Here is a 22,111-nt window from a genome sequence, read left to right as displayed (position 1 = left end):
CTACTGGTTACTGGCTTTCAGCTCGCTTGGGCATTCGGGATAGATGTCCGGTCTTAACTGAGATCGGGTTACCTGTCCTTGCGTAGCTTGTTCGATGGGTAAAACGAATTCAGCGGGAACACGCCCTGATTTATTCAACCAAAACCAGACGTTTTGCTGTTTTGAGTTGATGGCTCTTGCTAATGCTGATTGCCCGCCGACCAAGTCAATGGCACGGCGGAGATGTTTTTGTGTCGTTTTGAACACTTCCATACCGTCTCCTGTTACAATAATAACTGTTACAAGATTGAATGTTACAGTTTAAACTGTAGATAAGTCAACAGTTAAAATTGTTGAAAGACTACAGTTTTATTTGTAGAATGCGGGCTTATGAAAACTTTATCCGAACGACTAAACCATGCCTTGCAGCTTACTGGGGTAACTCAGTCTGAGTTGGCTCGTCGCATTGGTATCAAACAGCAGTCGATCAGCCAGATTTGCTCTGGTAAATCGGCTAGGTCTCGTTACACCATGCAGATCGCGGAGGCGCTTCGCGTGAATGCTCATTGGCTCGCCACAGGTGATGGCGAGATTGGCTTGGGGGTCGGTAATGTAGAAGTCGGGCCTGATATTAAGGGAAGAATTCCTCTCATTAACTGGGTTCAGGCCGGTGATTGGACTGAAATAGCGGAGGGATTTGCCCATGAAGATGCTGAGGAGTGGCGTGAAGTCACTGGGAAAGCACATGAGGGTTGTTTCGCACTTCGCGTAAAAGGCGACAGTATGGAAAATCCAAGCGGAAAAAAATCCATACCTGAGGGGGCAGTGATCGTTGTTGATCCTGAGTTACCTTACTCTTCAGGTTCATTGGTTGTTGCGCGTTTGGATGATTCGAAAGAAGCAACCTTTAAGCAGTTGGTTATTGATGGTGAACAGAAGTATCTAAAACCTTTGAACCCGCAATACCCTGCAATACCGATCAACGGCAACTGCACCATCATCGGTGTAGTACGACAAGCTATCATCGATTTCTGGTAGCGAAGGAATTTGTGGTTTAGCCACAGTTGTTCATTAGCTGAAGAAGCAACGATTGCAAACAGCTACAACTGAGCATTGGTGCACGCTGAGAGTAAATGGTAACCGATTAGGTAACCATTGATTGTTTATAAAGTCAAGATCAGCGAAAATAGCGGCCAATTACGATTAACACGACGGATTTGACAAGCGAAGAACTGAAAAGAGAGTACTTCCAAAAGTGTGTACAAATCCGTGTACAAACTAAAAGAATTTATACATGGCAAACCAAGATTTTCTTAATGAAATCAATAAGCGAAGGACCTTTGCTATCATCTCTCACCCGGATGCGGGTAAAACCACCATCACTGAAAAAGTATTGTTGTTCGGACAAGCTATTCAAAAAGCAGGTACGGTAAAGGGGCGTGGTTCTAATCAACATGCCAAATCTGACTGGATGGACATGGAAAAAGAGCGTGGGATCTCGGTAACCACCTCTGTGATGCAGTTTCCGTTTAATGAACGTTTAGTTAATCTACTCGACACTCCTGGACACGAAGATTTCTCAGAAGATACTTATCGCACCTTAACAGCGGTGGATTCATGTTTAATGGTTATCGATGCAGCGAAAGGTGTAGAAGACCGTACACGTAAATTAATGGAAGTTACTCGCCTGCGTACCACGCCAATTGTTACCTTTATGAATAAGTGTGACCGTGACATTCGTGATCCAATGGAATTATTAGACGAAGTTGAAACTGAGCTTAATATTGCCTGTGCGCCGATTACTTGGCCAATTGGTTGTGGTAAAGAATTTAAAGGTGTTTATCATATTCACCGTGGCGAGACTATTTTGTATAAAACAGGTCAAGGTCACACCATCCAAGAAGTGCGAAGTATTAAAGGGCTTGATAATCCAGAGCTTGATGAAGCAATTGGTGGCGAACTTGCAGAGCAATTACGTGAAGAGCTTGAGCTGGTGATTGGTGCATCAAATGAATTTGATTTAGAGCTATTTTTAGCAGGTGAATTGTCTCCAGTTTATTTTGGTACTGCATTAGGTAACTTTGGTGTTGATCATGTATTAAATGGTTTGACGGAATGGGCGCCTACGCCATTGCCGCGTGAAACAGAAAACCGAACTGTCGTTGCCACAGAAGAAAACTTCTCAGGCTTCGTATTCAAAATACAAGCAAACATGGATCCAAAGCACCGTGACCGTATAGCTTTCATGCGTATCGTATCGGGTAAATATAGCCAAGGTATGAAAATGAACCATGTACGCATAGGTAAACAAGTAAGCATCTCTGATGCGGTTACCTTTATGGCTGGCGATCGCGAACGCGCTGCCGATGCATATGCTGGTGACATAATTGGTTTACACAACCATGGCACAATTCAAATTGGTGATACGTTCACACAAGGTGAAAAGCTTAAGTTTAGTGGTATTCCTAACTTTGCACCTGAGTTATTCCGTCGTATTCGTTTGCGCGATCCACTTAAACAAAAGCAGTTATTAAAAGGTTTAGTGCAACTTTCAGAAGAAGGCGCTGTACAGGTATTTAGACCACTAATTAATAACGACCTGATTGTAGGCGCTGTTGGTGTGCTGCAGTTCGATGTAGTTGTTGCTCGCTTAAAAGCAGAATATAACGTAGATGCGATTTACGAAAGCGTGAATGTAAATACTGCTCGCTGGGTAAGTTCAACTGATGTTAAAAAGTTTGAAGACTTTAAGCGTAAGTGTGAAAGCAATTTAGCCTTAGATGGCGGTGATAACTTAACTTATATTGCACCTAGCCGTGTAAATCTTAATTTATCAATTGAACGTTACCCTGAGGTGACGTTTAACCACACACGTGAAAACTAGACAAAAATTTAATTTAAGCCTGCAATAGTGGGCTGATAAAGGTAACAAATTACATGAACATTCGTACGTTATTAATTGATAAAGCAATTGCGGCAATGACAGCAGCAGGCTTACCTGCTGATACCAACCCAGCGGTTACGCAAAGCACGCGTCCACAATTTGGTGATTACCAAATTAATGGCGCGATGGGTGCTGCGAAAAAAATGAAAAGCAACCCACGAGAGCTTGCACAAAAAATTATTGATAATTTAGATGTCAGTGACATCGCCGATAAAACAGAAATCGCAGGTCCGGGTTTTATTAATATCCATTTAAAGTCTGAATTTTTAGCAAGCAGTGTTGAAGCGGCTAATCAAGATGCAAAATTATCTGTTGCAGAACACGCAAAGCCGCAAACGGTTGTTGTTGATTACTCATCACCAAACTTGGCTAAAGAAATGCACGTAGGCCATTTACGTTCAACGATTATTGGTGACTCTGTAGTGCGTGCACTTGAGTTTCGTGGTGACAAGGTAATTCGTCAAAATCACATGGGAGATTGGGGCACGCAATTTGGTATGTTGATTGCGCACTTAGAAGATCAAATTAACCAAGGTGTTGATTTAGATTCTGTTGCGCTTGCTGATTTAGAAACTTTTTACCGTGATGCTAAGAAGCGTTTTGATGATGAAGAAGGTTTTGCCGACAAAGCCCGCGAATACGTTGTTAAATTACAAGGTGGCGATGCACATTGTGAAAAACTGTGGAAGCTATTTATTGCAACGTCAGTTAAGCACTCTGAAGAAGTATACAAACGCTTAAATGTAACGCTTACAGCCGATGACATCATGGCTGAAAGTGCTTACAACGCAGAGCTAAACGATATTATTGCGCTGTTGAAAAATAAAGAAATTGCGGTTGAATCGCAAGGCGCGCAAGTTGTATTTTTAGATGAACTAGCGAATAAAGATGGTGAGCCATCGGCGTTTATCGTGCAAAAATCAGGTGGCGGTTTCTTATACGCGACCACAGATTTAGCTGCGTGTGACTATCGCTCAAACAAATTAGGTGCAGAGCGAATCTTAATTTTTGTTGATGCGCGTCAGAGCCTTCACTTTAATCAAGTTGAACTAACTGCCCGTAAAGCAGGTTTACTGCGTGATGAAACCAGTTATGAGTTTTGCCCATTCGGCACCATGATGGGTGAAGATGGTAAACCATTTAAAACACGTACTGGCGGCACAGTTAAATTGGCTGATCTACTTGAAGAATCAATCACTCGTGCAAGTGCAAAACTAGCTGAGCGGATCTCAGATTTTAGTGAGCAAGAGCGTAGCGAAATTGCTCGTAAAGTAGGTATTGGTGCAGTTAAATATGCAGACTTATCTAAAAACCGTACCAGCGATTATATTTTCAACTGGGATAGCATGCTCAGCTTTGAAGGTGCAACCGCACCTTACTTGCAATATGCATATACCCGCGTGCGCAGTATATTCCGTAAGTCAGGTGTAGATTCAACGAGCTTAAGTGCAGATGTCGCTATCATTGAACCGCAAGAAAAAGCACTTGCTCTTAAACTTCTTCAGTTAGAAGAAGTGCTTGATCAAATGATCAGTGAAGCAACACCGCACGTATTGTGTAGCTACTTATACGAACTAGCAAGTTTATACATGACATTCTACGAAGCTTGTCCAGTGCTTAAAGAAGGCGTAGAGCCAAGTGTGCGTGACAGCCGTTTAGTGTTATGTAATTTAGTGGCAGACACATTGCGCACAGGCTTAGATTTACTAGGCATCGAAGTCATGGAGCAAATGTAATCTGCTGCGTGTAGTTCGCTTTGACTGCGTTGTCGTGCTTTTTTAGCCTAAGTCACATACAAAAACGTATGCTCCTTGGCATAAAAAAAGCACTTCGCCTTGTCAGCACTTCTACACTTGCAGATGCGTAGTTTGGCATTGAATAGTTGGCCCTAATCAGATACAAGAGCGTATGCTCATAGGGATAAGTCGGTTTTCCGCCTTGTCGTAGGTTGGGTTGAGTGCAACGAAACCCAACAAAGTTAATATAATCATACGCCTTATACTTGCTTGACTGCCTTGCTGGTTGTCTACTTTGATTAACCTAGAACCTAGAACCTAGAACCTAGAACCTAGAACCTAGAACCTAGAACCTAGAACCTAGAACCTAGAACCTAGAGGGAATTTTATGAAACTCGAAGATATCCGTCGTGAATACCTGCAAGATGCGCTTAGCGAAGACAACTTGCTTGATTGCCCATTCAAGCAGTTTGAAATGTGGCTTGAAACTGCGGTAGCAACTCAAATGCCTGATCCAACGGCAATGGTAGTGGCAACAGTTGATGAAACAGGCCAGCCCTCTCAGCGCATCGTGTTATTAAAACATCTTGATGATAATGGATTTGTGTTTTTTACCAATACAGGCTCACGTAAAGCGCAAGAACTGAAAGGCAATAACAAAATATCGCTGCATTTTCCATGGCACCACATGGAGCGCCAAGTGATTGTATATGGTGAAGCCAAGCCATTACCAACATCTGCTGTAGCAAAATATTTCTTATCACGTCCGAAGGAAAGTCAATTAGCAGCGTGGGCTTCGGCTCAAAGTAGGCCAATTTCATCACGTAAAGTGTTAATGGAAACTTTTGCTAATATGAAGAGTAAGTTCTCTAATGGTGAAATACCATTACCTGATTTTTGGGGTGGTTACTGCGTTGTGCCTAGTAAAATTGAGTTTTGGCAAGGTGGCGCACACCGTTTGCATGACCGCTTTATGTTTCAACGCCAAGCCGATAACAATTGGCAAGTTACTCGGTTGAATCCCTAATCAGCTATGAGCTTTATTGATTCCCACTGCCACCTAGACTTTAGTGAGTTTGAGCCTAATCGGGAGCAATTGATACAGCAATGTAGGCAGCAGGAGATCAAGACCTTTATTGTGCCTGGGATTACTTTAGCTCAATCCAAGGCACTCATTGAGTTTGCAAGGCGCTATCCCAGTATTCGTATTGGAGCAGGTTTGCACCCTTATTTCTTGTCAGAATACCTTGATGAGAACTTAGCAAAATTAACTGAATTTGCTCACCATCATAGAGATAAAATTATTGCTATTGGTGAGTGTGGGATTGATCGAAGTATCGATGGCCTTGCTCTTCAAATTCATATTTTTGAGTACCAAATAGCGCTAGCAAACCAGCTACAACTTCCCTTAATTGTTCATCATCGCAAAAGCCACGACTTAATTGCCCAATCTTTTAAACGCTGTAAACCTAAATATGGCGGTGTAATACATGCTTTTTCAGGCTCAATGCAGCAGGCTCAATATTATATTGAGCAAGGGTTTAAACTAGGAGTGGGGGGAGGTATTACTTATGAACGAGCCCAAAAGACTCGCCATGTTATTGCGCAGCTAGATGCAAAGCATTTACTGCTGGAGACTGATTCACCCTCAATGCCTTTATCGGGCTTCCAAGGACAAATAAACACGCCATTGCAACTTACCCGTGTGTTTGAGCAATTATGTGAACTAAAGCAACTAACGGGTGAAGATAAAGCGCTATTTAAGCAGCAGCTTTATGACTCGTGCTCAGCACTTTTTTGCATATAGCGACTAACTTGCCAACGCTTTAAACCACGACCAAGTTGCCATGTAAAAATACTGGTAATTACTAACATTAAAAGCACTTGCCTGCCTAGGTCATGAAAATGGTTATGGCTTTGTGATACAGCTGCACGCGTTAAGTAAGTAATTGATACAAATCCAATGGGACGTTCATTGGCATTGGTAACAGGCTCAACAAAAGGGGTTTTTAATTTACTAATGCCGGGAGTTGAGTGGGGTAACTTACCCATTAAATGGTGAGGTTGCCAATTATCGCTGCTCGCAATTAATGCACCTTGGTGGTCGTAAATTGTGGCCGCTAGTACAAACTCATCCTTGCTAATGTTATTGCAAAGCGCTGTTAGTGCCGGTTTGTTTTTTTCAACTAATGGTGTTTGTGCACTCAATGCCATAAGCCGAGTTAAGCTCTTCGCTGTATTATCAGCATTGTCATAAAGCAACTGATGACTTTGAAAGCTGCTATTAACAGCAACCCATGTTAATAATAAAAAGCATGCAGCCGCTAAACTTAGGCGAACAAGTCGTTGCCTAACTGATGCTGAAACCGGGTTATTAATATGGTTATTTTTCATAGTCATTGCTTACGCTGCTGACAGCCTTTGTTTTTGATGTTACAACTATGCTAACTATAACCTTAAAGCCCTGCTTATGGCGAGTTTACTATTAAAAATGCAGGGGGACATTAGTCTCATTTGGAGTCATCATGACATTGGAACGCCTTGCGGCCCTATCACCAGCCCAATTATCATCGCAATTAGTGCTTGGCAACTGGTATCAGCTTGTTGAGGCTGAATTTACAAAAACACATATACCTGACAATCCTCAGGGGACGTTTAGTGTTGCATTTGGGGCGCAATTTGATGGTGAAAATTTTGAGGATATTCTAAATTTTCTCAACGCGAATAACATTTTAGTCAGTGGCGTTTGTCGTTATCAACCTGATCCACAGCTTGCACCTGCTATTTGCTTTTACAGTAATGACTTTAATGGTTCTTTAAACCCTTTGGTAATGAATGAATTTGCTCATGCGAAAGGTTTTCAACTGGTGCAGCTCAACACGCCGCCCAATTTGCATGAGCCGGGTTTACTGGTGATGGACATGGACTCAACGGCAATCACCATTGAATGTATTGATGAAATTGCACGTCTTGCAAACGTTTATGACGAAGTCGCAGCTGTCACCGCACAAGCGATGGCGGGCAAGCTCGATTTTAGTGAAAGCCTTTATCAACGAGTTGCAAAGCTTGAAGGTATAGAACAAAGCTTAATTGATGAATTAAAGAGTACACTACCGTTGATGCCGGGTATCGACGCGCTGTGCCGAGTGCTAAAACAGCATAACTGGTATTTAGCCATTGCCTCAGGTGGGTTTGTGCCCTTTGCAAAGCAAGTACAGACGTTACTCAACTTAGACGAAGTACATGCAAATGAGCTTGAATTTAAAGACAACAAACTGACAGGGAAAGTGCTAGGCACAATTGTAGATGCTAACCAAAAAGCGAGAGTGCTTGATATGCTACAAAAGCAATTAAGCTTGCCATCTCATCAAACAGTCGCAATAGGTGATGGTGCAAATGATTTAGTAATGATGAAAGAGGCTGGGTTAGGCGTTGCCGTACACGGAAAGCCGAAAGTAGTTGAGCAGGCTCAAGCGGCGATATGTGAAGGCTCCTTATTACAGCTATTGTATTTACTAACCATCCCTAAATAATCAACGAATATACCCAAGCCACCTCAAGATGCAGAATTCAACGTTTCACAGGGGCTTAATATCAAGGCGTTACTTTGCAAGAATGGCCATCCCTTTTAAGAAGGAACAACGATGAGAGTAAGTGCCTGTGAAACGCCCAGCGGGTTGGTTTAAAAGCGATTTATACTGCGTTATTGATTTTAACAATAGAACCACTATTATTTGCAATCAATGCCTTGCCTAAATCGCTTTTAATTCCAACTGACACTCGCATCTTGAGGTGGTTTGGATAAAAGTACGTAAGTTTTAAGTCACTTTCGTACTTATCCTAATCGATTCAACCAAACTTGTTTTCGTGATGACATTTGCTCAATTTGCTCAGCTTTAAAGTCAAAGTGATTGAGCGCTTCCTCTGTCACGTCCACCATGTCACCCACACCAGCAACAGACCAAAGCGCTTCTTCTAAGTCTTTGGCTTTGTGCAAGGCATATTGGCTGACATATTTTAACTCGTTTGATAAATAATCCGTATCAGGGCGACCTGTTCGAGATATAAATAAACGCATCACAAAAATAAGCTCATTCTTTAAGCCTTTTTTGAGGAAAAACGTATGTGGCGCAAAATCATCGACCGCTGTGCACTGAGTTTTTATAGCGCTTTCAACAGATGACTTTTTCGGATCAAAGCGAATAAACAAGGTAAATGGTAGAGGAGGATCTTGTCGGCTTCGATCTTTAATAAGTGGTGTGATCGTTTCGGTGATTTGATCAGTCGATAAAAAGGCTTCTAAACTGGTCTTTTCATTTAACAAACCAAAACTTTGTAAAATACGATGAATGGGACTGGGGTATAAGCCTTGACCAATTGCGCCTGTTGTAAAATGCGCGGCCTCTTTATGTAAGTAAAAAGGTAGCTGACACACTGTTTTTGTCACCATGTTTCTTAATGCAGTTGAAAGTCCTGGAATTTTTGGCGTCTCTTCAGATACTTTTAACTTACTTTTATTATTTTCAATTAGTTGCGTGAAAAACTTCACGCCCATATGAGGTAAGTCAGCTATTATGGTGGCTTTTAAGTTAATAGTAGTTAAAGACTTGCTTACTGCCATCACTTCGTATTTGAGCTTGGATAACTGATGCTTTTTAGTGATCTTTTGTAACTCAGGCAAACTGAGCTCTACAATATGGCCTTTTTTAAAGTCAACTGGCTGCTTACACTCAATTTGCAAACCCATCACCGAAAAATCAAGGCTATGAGCTTGAATTGAATGTTCTTCTGAGGCAACTTCATTCACAATAACCTCTGTTTTGTAGAGGTAACGCTTATGGGCGCGCAAATTAACATATTCAAGATCAACGGCTTCTAGGCGAGGCGGTGTTTTGTGTTTACCATGACCAAAGCGTTTTAGTTCATTAACTAAACTTTTATTGTATTCAATGGTTTGGTAACGCTTTTGCTCTGCGGGCGTACCCACCGCAGTTAATACAGCTAAATATTTGATATCTTTCAACATGCCTTGCACCCGAGGTGATGGAGGCTTATTGAGTTTTTCAATATCTTTCCCCGCCGTTTTAGGCAGGCTTAATGGTATAAAAGAATCCTCGGGGTGGCTTGGCATTAATTGCACTTTAAAACATTGCCAGCTTTCTTTTTGGCTACCAAAACCAAAAAACAAATTATGTAATTTAGGCTCTTTGTTAAGCTCAGTGCGGGTTGCCGAGTAATAATATACTTTGCCAGCAACAACGTGAGTGAAAGTATATAAATATTCTTCTTTCACTGGGGCTGGGTCGTTTAAAAGTTCAGCCAGACGTTGTTGATTCAAGATGGAATATAAGCAAGATAACTTTCGTTCATCGCAGAAATAACGTTGAATAAAAACATTATTTTCAGTTGTTAGCGCTATATTAGGGTATAACTTTTCACTTTCTAAACTAAAAAAAACAAATAGTGAAGCAACACGAGGTATGTAATATTGTTCATACCCTTTTGACACAACCGCATCAAGAGTATTGTCTAAGTTTACTTTGTATCTGCGTTTATTACCGTGGATAAAGCTTTCTAAAAACTCATCGAATTTAACATTGTTTTCAACAAATGTTCGTTTTAATCGGACGTGGTTAAAATCAGCGGACACCGCTTCAACAGCAACCACTTCATATTGAATACCATTTTTAAGCCCAAGCTCAAAGTCTTGCTCTAAGCCAACGAGCCTTAAACCGATCAATTGTCCACGTTTAACAGTATATCGAGGCGCTAGTTTTATTTTGGCACCACTTAAGGAAATATCTGATGTGGTAGCAGATATTGTACTTCCCTTGTTTATTTCAACGGTAATTTTGATCGAATAATTCATCCGCTCTTCACGGCGGCTTTCATAAGAGGCAAACTTGATTACTTGGCAACTAAGTGTATTTTGAGCTTGTTGTTCTGGCTGGTTAGCCAGCTGAGTGGCTTTTTTTTGCATAACCCGATGGTTATTATCGGTATTCATTACCGCTTCATAAACTGCAAGAGTGTAACCGCCATGGCGTTTTATTGCCTCTTCAAACACACTAATAGCGGTTTCATCCATAAAGTGTTGTTTACCGCCATATTCATACGGTTTTACTTGGCCAGTTACTTGACCTCTTAAATCTATAAAGCGTGCAACGGGTTGAGATAAGCGTGACATTTCCATCTTGATCAAAAACTGCTCAGGCTTGGTTAAGCCTGCTGTTTTTGATTTAAAGATTCCATCAAACTTTGTATTGCCTAAGTACGATTTTAATTCATCAACTAAATCTTCGTATTTTAGGAGAATATCTTCACTCATCTATAAAACCATCACCTTGGAAAAGTAGATACATCTATTTATTGATATAAGCAACACGTCATCTTAGTAGAGCTGCTTTACTACTTATAATAGTGTTACGATAGCTACTTTTAATTTTTATTATTATAATTTGCCAAATAAATGGCTCATAAATCTATGCTTAAGCTAGCGGTTATCTAATACTATCTAATTATTAGCAAATATTAACTAATATATTTACTAGTATTAGTACTTGTAATAGCTCTTGTATTAGCACTTGTATTAGAACTTATATTAGCTAACCTAAAAACAAAGCAAAAAACGTGCCTTAAAGAAAGCTCATAATGCTATAAATAGATTGTGGCGTTGATTTAACTAATTGGCAAGCAGTAGCTATGTAAAACCATGAGCTAACAAAATAAACGCTTTTCACAAGCATAATATAAATAGATAAGACTAGGTAAGAATTTAAATGGCAAAAGCGGCAAAAGTAGAGTTTGTTTGCACCGAATGCGGCATGAACTATCAACGTTGGCAAGGACAGTGTCGTTGTGGGGCATGGAATACCTTAGCCGAATTTAAACCCTCTGCAGGGCAAAGTAAAAAAGCGTCATCACGCGCAGGTGTCGGAGGTTATGCGGGCGGAGTAGGCGGAGGTTCTAAAAAAATAAATGATATCGCCACCGTCGAGGCTGAAAAACAACTTACTGAGATTGGAGAGCTTGATCGCGTCTTAAGCGGCGGTGTTACAACCGGTTCGGTGAATATTATTTCTGGTGACCCAGGTGCAGGTAAAACAACACTGCTGTCTGACTTGGTAGCAAGAATGTCACAACGTATGCCTTCCCTTTACTGTACTGCAGAGGAGTCACTGTCGCAGTTTAAAAACCGTGTAAATCGTTTAAAGTTAGATTACAACGCAGATGAGCTTTATCTCCTTTCAGAAACCAGTGTTGAAACGATTATTGAAGAGCTTGAAAAAAATAAAATTAAGTTTGCAGTAATAGACTCTATTCAAGCGGTTGTCACAGACACTGCCAACGGCAGTCCAGGTTCGCCATCACAAGTTAAAAGTGCTGCACAAGCATTGACCCAGTACTGCAAACAAAATGATGTCACCATGTTCATCATTGCTCATGTAAATAAAAACAACGAGATTGCAGGTCCACAAACCTTGGTACATATCGTCGATGCGTTATTACATATCGATACAAACGATGGACAAATCCGTACTTTAAGAGCCAACAAAAATCGCTTTGGTGATATAGATACCGTGGGTATTTTTAGAATGTGCGAGCGCGGTATGCTCAGTGTTGATAACCCAAGTGAGATATTTTTATCGGGCTCAAGTACTGAGTCGCCCGGTTCTGCTATTACCTGTATCCGTAAAGGCAACCGAAACCTATTGCTTGAAATTCAATGTTTAACCACCGAAACAGAAGCCGAATTCCCACAGCGTGTTTGTGTTGGCTTAAATATGAACAGGATTAAAATGCTTACGGGTATTTTACGTAAGCACACTAAAACTAAAATTTTCCACGATACTTTCTTTAATATTGTGGGCGGCTTAAAAATTGACGAATCAGAAACCTGTATCGACCTTGCGTTAGTTGCGGCTTTATTAAGTAGCTTAAATGAATTTGTGGTACCGCGCACAACCTGCATCATGGGGGAGCTGAGTTTAAATGGCGACGTAAGGCCAATAGACAGCGGCGTGCCAAGGGTAAAAGAAGCAGCGCAACATGGCTTTACTGAAATTTTTATACCATTTCGTAATTACCATAAGTCGATGGAAGGGCTTGGAGCAAAAATTACCCCTGTTAAAACCGTCCATGAGCTACTAAGCCTGATAAATTAATAACAGGCTTCAAAAGCGCTTAACGAGTTATGTTGTTCAATGTTAACCTTGAGCGAGATAAATCGATTTAAAGAACATAATAAGGAATATAATGAAAAAACTAGCAATCGTTGCGGGTGTCGTAGCTATAACACTCGGTGGTGTTAGCTATGCTAATCACCTTGTAACTCAAGAAGTCAAAGTTGAAGTTGACCGTCAACTTGCAATGTTAACGGAGCAGGTTGGCTCAGCAATCTCATATGATGAACTTTCTGCGAGTGTTTTTTCACAAAGTGTTGAGCTGACAAATTTAGCGATCACCAGTTTTGATGGCAGCAGTGTGGCCACAATTGATGATATTTCTGTTGCCGGATACGAGACAGATAAAATTGCGCCACGCACTGAAGTGTCGATAAATGGATTTAAATTTAGTGATGAGTTTTTGACGCAGCTCCCACCTGATGCGAATAACCAACTAGCCAGTGCGCGTTATGATTTACATACCTTGATGAATTACGATGAAAATTCAGGCAATAGTGATATTAAACTTACTATTGACGCTAATGACATTGTTGCGTTTAATTTTGATTTAGGCTTGGCTAATTCAACGCCATTGATGGAAGCGTCGTTAGCCGCCAGTAAATTGCAGCAAAAAAGTGGCTCACAACAATTAACCCTAGAGCAGGAACTTCAGCAGCAAACCATCATGATGGAAGCACTTTCTGGGCTTGAGCCACGCACCATTGAAATTAACTTACAAAACCAAGGTAAGTTTAAAACCTTGGTTGAACAAGTTCTAGAAAAACAAGGTATGACACTTGAGCAAATGCAACAAATGGTTGATATGCAATTACAGCAATCTCCAGTGAGTGATGAGTTAGCGCAAGCAATTAAAGACTTTACTAAAGGCCTTGGGTCGTTAACTGTCTCGGCAAGTCTGCCAGAGGGGCAAACCATGACCGAAATAAATCAACAGATCTTTACCCTAATGGGACAACCAAACGAGCTTGCAGAGTTTATAAACTTAAAAGCAAAAGGGGAGTAGCTCAAACAGTTATAAGTCTTAAGTTTAAGATAACATTTTGAGTTACTTGAAAGCGTGTTAACTCGCGCTTTCAAATCATCACAGGTCTATTGAAAGCGATAGCTTACGTTTATTGTTTGATTAACCCACCTTAGTCCATTTTTATCCAACCATTTAGACTCAAAGCCACTCGTGATCTTCCCAAAACCCAAGTTGACCCCAATGGTATTATTTTTTATTTGCTTGACGTGGAGTGCATTGAGCCGCAATAAGACCCACCATCAAGCTGGCATGAATATGCTTCATTTCAATGGCAATCAGCATCACTTTTGAGACGGTTAGCTAAATATACTTACTCGTTGATGGTTTTTATGTTTATTTTTATATCAAGTAGTTAGTTTTAGAATGATTGACTTATAAACTTGCTTTGACTATTGTTTATTCAACAATAACAAGGATGAGTGAAATTATTTATGCGAACGCCATTACTAACCAGTTTACTCCTATCAACATTTTTAGCCTCGTTTATTACCTCTGCAGGGGTTGATAGCCCACCAAAAAATCAAGATAAGTTAGGGGCGTGCTCGTCAGAGCACTGTAAGCAAGAGTTTAAAAAATTAAAACAATATTCACGCCAACAAATACCTATCGCGCAAGAAATGATGGGTAGCTTTTATTACAATGGTTATGGGGTGGAAAAAGATCTAATAAAAGCGCGCCGATACTTTTATGAAGCTGCGCGTTGGGATTTACCAAACAGCCAATTTAAGCTGGGTATCATGATGCTTGAAGGAGAAGGTGGGGAAGTTAACGTTAGCCTTGGACTTACTAATTTACGAAAAGCAGCGAAAAAGTTAAAAAAAGCGCATTACTTTACCGCGGTGTATTTACTGTTAAACAACCCGTCTCAAGAAGATGTGTTCGAAGCGAAAGAAAAGTTAGAGTTAGCGGCTAATAAAGGGCATGTTAGAGCACATTATTTATTGGCTAAATTGCATGAGTCTGCAATGTTGGGAAAAGTTGATAAAGAGAAGTCGGTTGCACTGTATAAAAAAATCGCTAATAAAGACCCAAGAGCAAAACAAAAGCTCGTCGACTTAGGCATTGATTTACCCAGAGAACCTAAGAACAAAGACATTGAACGTATCGTGGTGGTCAGAGAAAAACAGACAATGGATATGTTTATTTCTGGATTGAAAAACTTACCTAGCATGAGGGCATCAACATCAAGCAGAATCAGAGGCTCTCGATGTAATGATACTATTCCATGTTCAACTGTTAGTGGTGATGAGGATTTAAGACGCTTTAAACAAGGCGCAAACCAAGCCTTTTTAAGCGGACAAGCTGCGCGCCTTCGCGGTGGCAATTAAGAGCAAAATGTCCCATTTCATGGGCTGACAGTGGTTTTTGTCGAATCAGGTTTATCATTTAAAAATAAAAGCCGTGCTTGTTAAAATAAGCACGGCTTTTATATTTTGCTAGCACCTAGCACCTAGCACCTAGCACCTAGCACCTAGCACCTAGTGCAATAAACGGGCTCTAATAGTGCCTTCTACTGCGCTGAGCTCTTTCAGGGCCACTTCAGATTGATCTGTGTCTACGTCGATGACCACATAACCAATGGCTTCATCTGTTTGCAAGTACTGGGCGGCTATATTGATGCCGTGTTGTGCAAACGCTTGGTTAATTTGCGTTAGTACACCTGGGCGGTTGTGGTGAACGTGTAATAAGCGGCTGCGATTAGCAAGCTCTGGCAGTGATACTTCAGGGAAGTTAACGGCAGTAATAGTTGAGCCATTATCTGAGTATTTAGCCAACTTGCCGGCAACTTCAATACCGATATTTTCTTGAGCTTCTTGGGTAGAGCCACCAATGTGTGGCGTTAAAATCACGTTGTCGAATTCACGCAGTGGTGATACAAATTCATCATCATTTGATTTTGGCTCGACTGGGAATACATCAATGGCAGCGCCACTTAGTTTTTTCTCCGTGAGTGCTTCTGCAAGGGCATCAATATCAACCACAGTGCCGCGAGAGGCGTTGATCAAAATAGCCCCTTGTTTCATTACTGAAATTTCAGCACTACCAATGAGGTTTTTAGTTTGTGGTGTTTCAGGTACATGCAAGCTAATCACATCGGCGCGTTGTAGCAGCTGAGTTAGGTTATGCACTTGAGTAGCATTACCCAGCGTTAGCTTGTCCTCTATGTCGTAGAACTCAACGTTCATACCTATGTTCTCTGCCATGATGCCAAGCTGTGTACCAATGTGGCCGTAGCCAATAATACCAAGCGTTTTACCGCGTGCTTCAAACGATCCATGAGCCGTTTTTAACCAACCGCCACGGTGTGCAATAGCGTTACGCTCAGGAATACCGCGGAACAACAGTAAAATTTCGCCAAGTACCAGCTCTGCAACTGAGCGCGTATTAGAGAATGGGGCGTTAAAAACGGCGATACCACGCTCGCGTGCTGCGTCTAAGTCAACCTGGTTAGTACCAATACAAAAGCAGCCGACAGCAACAAGTTTTTCGGCTGCTTCAAGTACTGTTGCATTAATTTGAGTACGAGAACGAAGTCCTACAAAGTGCACATCTTTGATGCGCTCAAGTAGTTCGTCCTCAGGTAACGATGTTTTGACGTAATCGATGTTGCTGTAACCATTACGCTTAAGTGTTTCAACTGCACTTTGGTGCACACCTTCAAGCAAGAGAATTTTAATTTTGTCTTTTGCTAACGATACCTTACTCATATCCTCATTCCTATTTTATCTGTGGCCCATTTTTGGTGCCTATGATGACTTTATTTGCGCCACGTTCGGCAAATAAGCCGTTGGTTACAACGCCGACAATTTGATTAATTGTCTGCTCAAGTTGTTTTGCGTCGGTAATTTTTAAATTGTGTACGTCTAAAATAACATTGCCGTTGTCGGTAACAACACCTTGGCGGTAAACTGGATCACCACCCAGTTTTAATAATTCGCGTGCTACGTAGCTGCGTGCCATTGGAATAACTTCAACAGGCAATGGAAACTCACCCATAGTGTCAACCAGCTTGGTATCATCAACAATACATACGAATTTTTTGGCAACAGCGGCAACTATTTTTTCGCGCGTTAGTGCTGCACCGCCGCCCTTAATCATTTCGTTTTTGGCGTTAATTTCATCAGCACCGTCAACATATACGTCTAAGCTTGCTACATCATTTAGCTCAAATACTTCAATACCAAGGGCTTTGAGCTTTTCTGTTGAAGCATCAGAGCTTGATACTGCACCTGTAATAGTGTCTTTTATAGAACCAAGTGCATCAATAAAATGATTTACAGTGGAGCCGGTACCAACACCAACAATGGTATTTTCTTCTACGAATTCGAGTGCAGCCCACGCAGCTGCTTTTTTTAGTTCATCTTGTGTCATTTTTATTTGCTCAGTAGGTGGAGTTCATTTACGTAAGTATACAAATATATTGCTTACCAATGGTAAATTTTCTGCGGTGTAATAATAAAATTTAAAGGTACATCCCACGGTTCTACGGGTAAACTTTCAACATGTTGGCACTGATGTGCAAGACCAATAAGTTGCGGTTTTTGCCATTTTTCGTTGTGGTAGCGCGCCAAGGTCTTATCATAAAAACCGCCTCCCATACCTAAACGATTACCGCGACTATCAAATGCTACGAGTGGCATTAATAAGTAATCTAAGTCCTGTAAGGGGCAAATCTGACTACAATTTAACTTAGGCTCCAAGATACCATAGCGATTTGCTCTCATGGGTGAATTTTCTTCATAACGCTGAAAGTACAAAGTTGTGCCGTTGAAAGGGTGTATTACAGGAAGGTATATAAAGTGGTTTTTAGACCAAAGCTCTTTAATTAACAGTGATGTATCAAGTTCTGAGTCGTTGCTTAAATAAATGCCAAGATGTGAGTTTTTAGTTGTTTTGTACCTTTTAAGGTGTTGAATAAAATTCACTTTTAGGTGTTCGGCTGCGTTTTTTTGCTCAATTTTTGATAGTTTTTGACGCCGCTTTCGGACTTCCTGTCGTAAATTTGCTCTATTAATATTCATGCTTCACTTTTAAATTATGTTTTACGAGTCTAAAAAGGAAAATAAGTCAGGAAAAGCGAATGATAGCCCAAGAACAATAAGCAATAATACGACCATAGCAATAAGAGAATAAAGAAGCGCGTTACTGCGTTTTTTTAGTGGAGTATTGAGTTCTTCATCGAGTAATAAGTCATCGTTTTGCCAATCATCTTCATCAATAGTAGATGGCTGTTCTGCTACGGTAGGGAGTCGTTGCTCTAAATCATCTAGCTTTTCTTCAATTCGAATTAAACTACTAGTGATGTAATCAAGTGCGTTGAAAATTCGCTCATCGCGCTGCAAAGCTGCATCATCATTACTATTATCTGCTGAAGAGCTTGTATTAAGCGGTTGTAACTTGCTTTTAATACCGAAACTTGCCAATAGTTTAGCTTGTTTTAGTGCTTTATCTTTTGAGCAAGGGGCAAATAAAGGTTTATTTTCAAAAAATGCAGCGACCTTACTCGGTGATGCATTGAGCTTGGTAGCCAGCTTAGTTTGTGCGTCGCTAGGTTGTGTGCCGTTTGCTAACCCTGCAAACATAACGCGATAGTTTTCTGACATCTTTGTTTTCCAAAAATGTTAAATCAATAAGTTGAGTATAAACAAAGAACAGCCCGTGTAAACGGGCTGAACAAATATAGTCTAAATATTAGCTATTAATATTTAGCAGCTTCGCCTTCTTTGGGTAATGCATTGATTATAAACTCGCGTAAATCATTATTAGAGCTTTCTAAATCTGCATGGCGCAGATACATCATATGCCCACTGCGGTAGCCTTTAAAGCTTAAGCGGTCACGCATTTTACTGCTAGGGTCAAGTTGCCACATTGTATACTTTGCATCAAAGTAATTTGTTGCACCGTCATAGTAGCCTGCTTGTACTAACACGTTAAGGTAAGGGTTTTGTGCCATGGCCAAGCGTAAGTTTTCACCTGTTTTGTTATTGCTACGATCCCAAGGGTGTACGTTACCGAATAAGTTATATTTAACATCAGTTTTGTATTTCAGCTCATGGCGTAAATAGTGGTTTATTGCTGGGGTGAATGAATGTAACCATGAGGTGAGCTCAGCCCAGTAATCAGGAGATTCGCCAGCATCGCGCTTGTCTATTCCTAAGTAACGAGAGTCTAAACGGCCCAATGTTTGACCGCGATCGCGTAATAATTCTTTCCAAAAGAAGTTAGTTGGAATGTCTAAGTTATTTTGTGCAACAAACTTTTCAGACACACCTGCGTAAAGTGCCATTTGTTTTATGATAGCGCGTTTTTCTTCATCACCAATAAAGCCGCCTTTTGCAATAGCAGGGATCAATTTGTTGATTGTAAACGCTTCGACCTCAGGAAGTAATTCATCTAAATCTTTTGCTTGTAACTCAGGGCTTAATGCTTTGTGATACCACGCGGTTGCAGCAAAGTAAGGTAGACGGTTCGCCGCTTTTACTGGGCCATCGCGCTTGATGCCAATATCAGTAGGCGATACAAGCACAACACCGTTAATATACATCCATTGGCGATTTTGTAGTTCATGAGCAAGCCCTGATACGCGGGTTGTACCGTAGCTTTCACCAATTAAAAATTTAGGTGAACGCCAGCGCTCATTTCTGTTTACAAAGGTGTTTAGCCACTCGGCAAGATATTTAATATCTGCATTGACACCAAAAAACATTTTTTTCTGTGTGTCTTTACTTGGTAACTCGCCTTTTTCGTTTTCTAAAACACGTGAATAACCTGTATTCACTGGGTTTACATAAACAATGTCGGCTACATCAAGCACAGAGTAAGGGTTATCTTTTACGCCGTATGGCTGAATTGGGTAACCTTCATCATCAATCTTTAATACACGTGGGCCAGTATAAGCTAGGTGCATCCATACTGATGCTGAACCTGGTCCGCCATTGAATGAAATTAGCAGTGGGCGCTTTGTTCTATCGTCAACTTTGTCGCGCTCATAATAAGTATATTGTAGCGTGGCGACTGCATCGCCTTTGTCATCCCATACAGGCTGGGTGCCAGTGGTTGCTGTGTAAGAAAAACGGTCACCGTTAATGCGCGCTTTATGCTCAGTGACGACTGTACTGTCAACATCAATACGACGCTGATTTTCAGTTGCAAAGCTTGCATGCGAGACGCTAAGGGTTAGCGCTGCGACTGAAAGGCTGATGATACTTATTAGTTTCATAATGGATCCTTTTTTTATATTTCAGCTATTAAAGATAATTTTAGGTTAAATAACAAAGTTAATGAGACTAGGTGCAGATATTAGTCGGTAAGAGGTAGAAGTTAAGCTTAGTTAATTTTTAACTGTGTATGCTTTTTACCTAATTTAGTGGGTTTGGATTTTGATTCGTAAGGTTATCGAGTATATTACTCGCCTAATTTATATTTGAGTTAAGCTTTAATGTACAAGGTGCATTGGGCAAAACACCCTGTTAAAGGGTAACTGAGACGTTTATGCAAAGAGTTTTAATTGTCGAAGATAGTAAGGTAGTACAACAAGTACTGCGACACCTAACCGCACATTATTTAAATGTTGCCGTTGACTTTGCTTGGACGTTTGCAGAGGCCAGAGAGTTTGTAAGTATTCATGATTATACTCTTGCTTTAGTTGACTTAACGTTACCTGATGCACCAGATGGCGAAGTGGTAAAATATACGCTAGACAAAAATGTGCCCACTGTGGTCCTCACATCTAAAATTGATGAGTATAAGCGCCAGCAAATGCTTGAGTTAGGGGTAGTTGATTACGTTATTAAAGATAATCGTGACTCCTACCATTACGCCGTTAAGCTTGTTGCCCAGCTATTAAGAAACCAAGGATGCAAAGCCTTGGTTGCCGATGACTCTATGCTTAGTCGCTCTTTGATGAAGCAAATGCTTGAAAGGCAACTATTTAACGTACAAGACGCCAATGATGGTGAACACGCTTTAAAAATTCTTAAAGCAGATCCTGAAATAAAATTATTGCTTACCGATTATGCTATGCCAACCATGGATGGATTTGAGTTAGTTAAAGCGGTGCGCAATTTTAGAGGCCGAGATGATTTGGCTATTATCGGTTTATCTGGTGCAGGTAAGCACGGACTCTCAGCACGCTTTATAAAATACGGCGCAAATGATTTTTTAACTAAACCATTTATGAATGAAGAGTTTCATTGTCGTGTATTACAGACAATGGAACAATTAGCGCTAATTGCAGATATAAAAGAAAGTGCGTATCGAGATGACCTAACAGGTTTGTACAACCGACGTTATTTTTACCAGTTTGCAGAAAAACTATTAAAAGAGACATCGCGTAAGAATTGTTTAGCTTTATTAGATATCGATTTTTTTAAAGTAATAAACGATAAGTTTGGGCATGAAGCGGGTGATCAGGCGCTTAAACAAATTTCTTCTTTACTACGAAGCTCATTTAAAGACTTTACAGTGTCACGTGTGGGCGGTGAAGAGTTTGCTGTTGTGTTAACCGATGTCAATATAGATCAAGCTTATGCCTTAATGGATGCGTTTAGAGCGCGTATTGCTGCTTATGACTTTGTTATTAATGGTCAATCCTTCACCATTACGGTGAGTGTAGGCCTAACACATTTTAATAATGTGACTTTAACAAGTGCAATGCGTCTAGCGGACAAGGCTCTGTATCAAGCAAAAGATCAAAAACGAGATTGTGTAATACAACACAGTGAGTAATTTGCACCAGTGAAGTAAAAATGTAAATAAAACGCACCTTAATGGTGCGTTTTTTGTTTCTTTTATTTAACTATTTTGGTTAAGTTGTTGTTTTTAATTATTTTAAAATAGTGGCACAAAGGTTGGATTATCAAGGCTAACAGGATAACAATAAGCGTCCGAAGGGGGCCACTATGAAAATGATTAGTGCAATAATAAAGCCATTCAAACTTGATGATGTGCGTGAAGCGCTGGCTGATTTAGGCATTGAAGGGATGACAGTTGTTGACGTCAAAGGTTTTGGTCGTCAGCGTGGGCATACAGAGCTATACCGTGGTGCAGAATACCAAGTAGATTTTATTCCAAAAATAAAACTCGAAATTGCTACTCGTACAGAAAATTGTGAACGTGTTGTTGAAACCATCACTAAAATTGCATCAACGGGCAAAATTGGCGACGGTAAAATTTTCGTTTACGACTTAGATCAGATTGTTCGTATTCGTACGGGCGAATTCGATGAAGAAGCAATTTAAGG

At 40.6% G+C, this 22,111-nt stretch carries 19 protein-coding genes; 11 read left to right on the top strand and 8 right to left on the bottom strand.

Annotation, left to right across the window (positions count from 1 at the left end; translation table 11 throughout):
• Positions 1 to 252: a helix-turn-helix domain-containing protein gene (locus ACHUE3_RS09905; RefSeq protein WP_024015942.1), complete on the bottom strand. Its 252-nt coding sequence runs from the start codon at positions 250 to 252 to the stop codon at positions 1 to 3.
• A gap of 117 nt (positions 253 to 369) precedes the next feature.
• Between ACHUE3_RS09905 and ACHUE3_RS09900 the strand changes: the two genes are divergently transcribed.
• From ACHUE3_RS09900 to ACHUE3_RS09880, 5 genes are all read left to right on the top strand, one after another.
• Entirely contained in the window at positions 370 to 1,017 is a 648-nt protein-coding gene (locus ACHUE3_RS09900; protein WP_000854920.1) for a LexA family protein, read from the top strand.
• Between the two features lie 256 nt (positions 1,018 to 1,273).
• Positions 1,274 to 2,863: a peptide chain release factor 3 gene (prfC, locus tag ACHUE3_RS09895; protein ID WP_394192303.1), complete on the top strand. Its 1,590-nt coding sequence runs from the start codon at positions 1,274 to 1,276 to the stop codon at positions 2,861 to 2,863.
• A 53-nt stretch (positions 2,864 to 2,916) separates the two neighbouring features.
• Positions 2,917 to 4,659 (top strand): arginine--tRNA ligase, encoded by a 1,743-nt coding sequence (argS, locus tag ACHUE3_RS09890; protein WP_394192302.1) that lies wholly within the window; start codon positions 2,917 to 2,919, stop codon positions 4,657 to 4,659.
• 388 nt (positions 4,660 to 5,047) lie between these two features.
• Positions 5,048 to 5,686 (top strand): pyridoxamine 5'-phosphate oxidase, encoded by a 639-nt coding sequence (gene pdxH, locus ACHUE3_RS09885; protein ID WP_394192301.1) that lies wholly within the window; start codon positions 5,048 to 5,050, stop codon positions 5,684 to 5,686.
• Between the two features lie 6 nt (positions 5,687 to 5,692).
• Positions 5,693 to 6,466, top strand: a complete 774-nt coding sequence (locus tag ACHUE3_RS09880; protein WP_394192300.1) for a TatD family hydrolase — start codon at positions 5,693 to 5,695, stop codon at positions 6,464 to 6,466.
• On the opposite strand, the gene ACHUE3_RS09875 is transcribed toward ACHUE3_RS09880, so the two are convergent.
• Positions 6,433 to 7,053: an AhpA/YtjB family protein gene (locus tag ACHUE3_RS09875; RefSeq protein WP_394192299.1), complete on the bottom strand. Its 621-nt coding sequence runs from the start codon at positions 7,051 to 7,053 to the stop codon at positions 6,433 to 6,435. The genes ACHUE3_RS09880 and ACHUE3_RS09875 overlap by 34 nt on opposite strands.
• A gap of 131 nt (positions 7,054 to 7,184) precedes the next feature.
• On the opposite strand from ACHUE3_RS09875, the gene serB reads away from it, so the two are divergent.
• Positions 7,185 to 8,192, top strand: a complete 1,008-nt coding sequence (gene serB, locus ACHUE3_RS09870; protein ID WP_394192298.1) for a phosphoserine phosphatase SerB — start codon at positions 7,185 to 7,187, stop codon at positions 8,190 to 8,192.
• A gap of 302 nt (positions 8,193 to 8,494) precedes the next feature.
• Here the strand turns inward: serB and ACHUE3_RS09865 are convergent, their stop codons facing one another.
• Entirely contained in the window at positions 8,495 to 10,987 is a 2,493-nt protein-coding gene (locus ACHUE3_RS09865) for a PilZ domain-containing protein (RefSeq protein ID WP_394192297.1), read from the bottom strand.
• A gap of 451 nt (positions 10,988 to 11,438) precedes the next feature.
• Here ACHUE3_RS09865 and radA point away from each other — a divergent pair, with 451 nt between their 5' ends.
• The 3 genes from radA (at position 11,439) to ACHUE3_RS09850 (ending at position 15,197) form a co-directional block, all read left to right on the top strand.
• Positions 11,439 to 12,824 (top strand): DNA repair protein RadA, encoded by a 1,386-nt coding sequence (gene radA / locus ACHUE3_RS09860; RefSeq protein WP_394192296.1) that lies wholly within the window; start codon positions 11,439 to 11,441, stop codon positions 12,822 to 12,824.
• A gap of 91 nt (positions 12,825 to 12,915) precedes the next feature.
• Positions 12,916 to 13,848 carry a hypothetical protein gene (locus ACHUE3_RS09855; RefSeq protein ID WP_394192295.1) on the top strand — a complete coding sequence of 311 codons (933 nt, stop codon included), beginning with the start codon at positions 12,916 to 12,918 and terminating at the stop codon, positions 13,846 to 13,848.
• Positions 13,849 to 14,288: 440 nt separating this feature from the next.
• Positions 14,289 to 15,197, top strand: a complete 909-nt coding sequence (locus ACHUE3_RS09850; protein WP_394192294.1) for a tetratricopeptide repeat protein — start codon at positions 14,289 to 14,291, stop codon at positions 15,195 to 15,197.
• 150 nt (positions 15,198 to 15,347) lie between these two features.
• Here the strand turns inward: ACHUE3_RS09850 and serA are convergent, their stop codons facing one another.
• From serA to ACHUE3_RS09825, 5 genes are all read right to left on the bottom strand, one after another.
• The gene (serA, locus tag ACHUE3_RS09845) at positions 15,348 to 16,577 is read right to left on the bottom strand and encodes a phosphoglycerate dehydrogenase (RefSeq protein WP_394192293.1); all 1,230 of its coding nucleotides are present in this window, start codon (positions 16,575 to 16,577) and stop codon (positions 15,348 to 15,350) included.
• Positions 16,578 to 16,587: 10 nt separating this feature from the next.
• On the bottom strand, positions 16,588 to 17,241 hold the full coding sequence (gene rpiA / locus ACHUE3_RS09840; RefSeq protein ID WP_394192292.1) for a ribose-5-phosphate isomerase RpiA: 654 nt from the start codon (positions 17,239 to 17,241) through the stop codon (positions 16,588 to 16,590).
• A 53-nt stretch (positions 17,242 to 17,294) separates the two neighbouring features.
• Entirely contained in the window at positions 17,295 to 17,891 is a 597-nt protein-coding gene (locus ACHUE3_RS09835; RefSeq protein WP_394192291.1) for a 5-formyltetrahydrofolate cyclo-ligase, read from the bottom strand.
• A 21-nt stretch (positions 17,892 to 17,912) separates the two neighbouring features.
• On the bottom strand, positions 17,913 to 18,473 hold the full coding sequence (locus ACHUE3_RS09830) for a hypothetical protein (protein WP_394192290.1): 561 nt from the start codon (positions 18,471 to 18,473) through the stop codon (positions 17,913 to 17,915).
• Positions 18,474 to 18,568: 95 nt separating this feature from the next.
• Positions 18,569 to 20,089 carry a S10 family peptidase gene (locus ACHUE3_RS09825; protein ID WP_394192289.1) on the bottom strand — a complete coding sequence of 507 codons (1,521 nt, stop codon included), beginning with the start codon at positions 20,087 to 20,089 and terminating at the stop codon, positions 18,569 to 18,571.
• Positions 20,090 to 20,361: 272 nt separating this feature from the next.
• Between ACHUE3_RS09825 and ACHUE3_RS09820 the strand changes: the two genes are divergently transcribed.
• Positions 20,362 to 21,597, top strand: coding sequence for a diguanylate cyclase (locus ACHUE3_RS09820; protein ID WP_394192288.1), 1,236 nt, complete (start codon positions 20,362 to 20,364; stop codon positions 21,595 to 21,597).
• A 173-nt stretch (positions 21,598 to 21,770) separates the two neighbouring features.
• The gene (locus tag ACHUE3_RS09815) at positions 21,771 to 22,109 is read left to right on the top strand and encodes a P-II family nitrogen regulator (RefSeq protein ID WP_058560161.1); all 339 of its coding nucleotides are present in this window, start codon (positions 21,771 to 21,773) and stop codon (positions 22,107 to 22,109) included.
• Positions 22,110 to 22,111: the final 2 nt, after the last annotated feature.

Source organism: Pseudoalteromonas atlantica (assembly GCF_043641955.1).
GTDB lineage: Bacteria > Pseudomonadota > Gammaproteobacteria > Enterobacterales > Alteromonadaceae > Pseudoalteromonas > Pseudoalteromonas atlantica_A.
The sequence above is the reverse complement of the archived record's forward strand: the minus strand, read 5'-3'. Positions and strand labels throughout refer to the sequence as shown.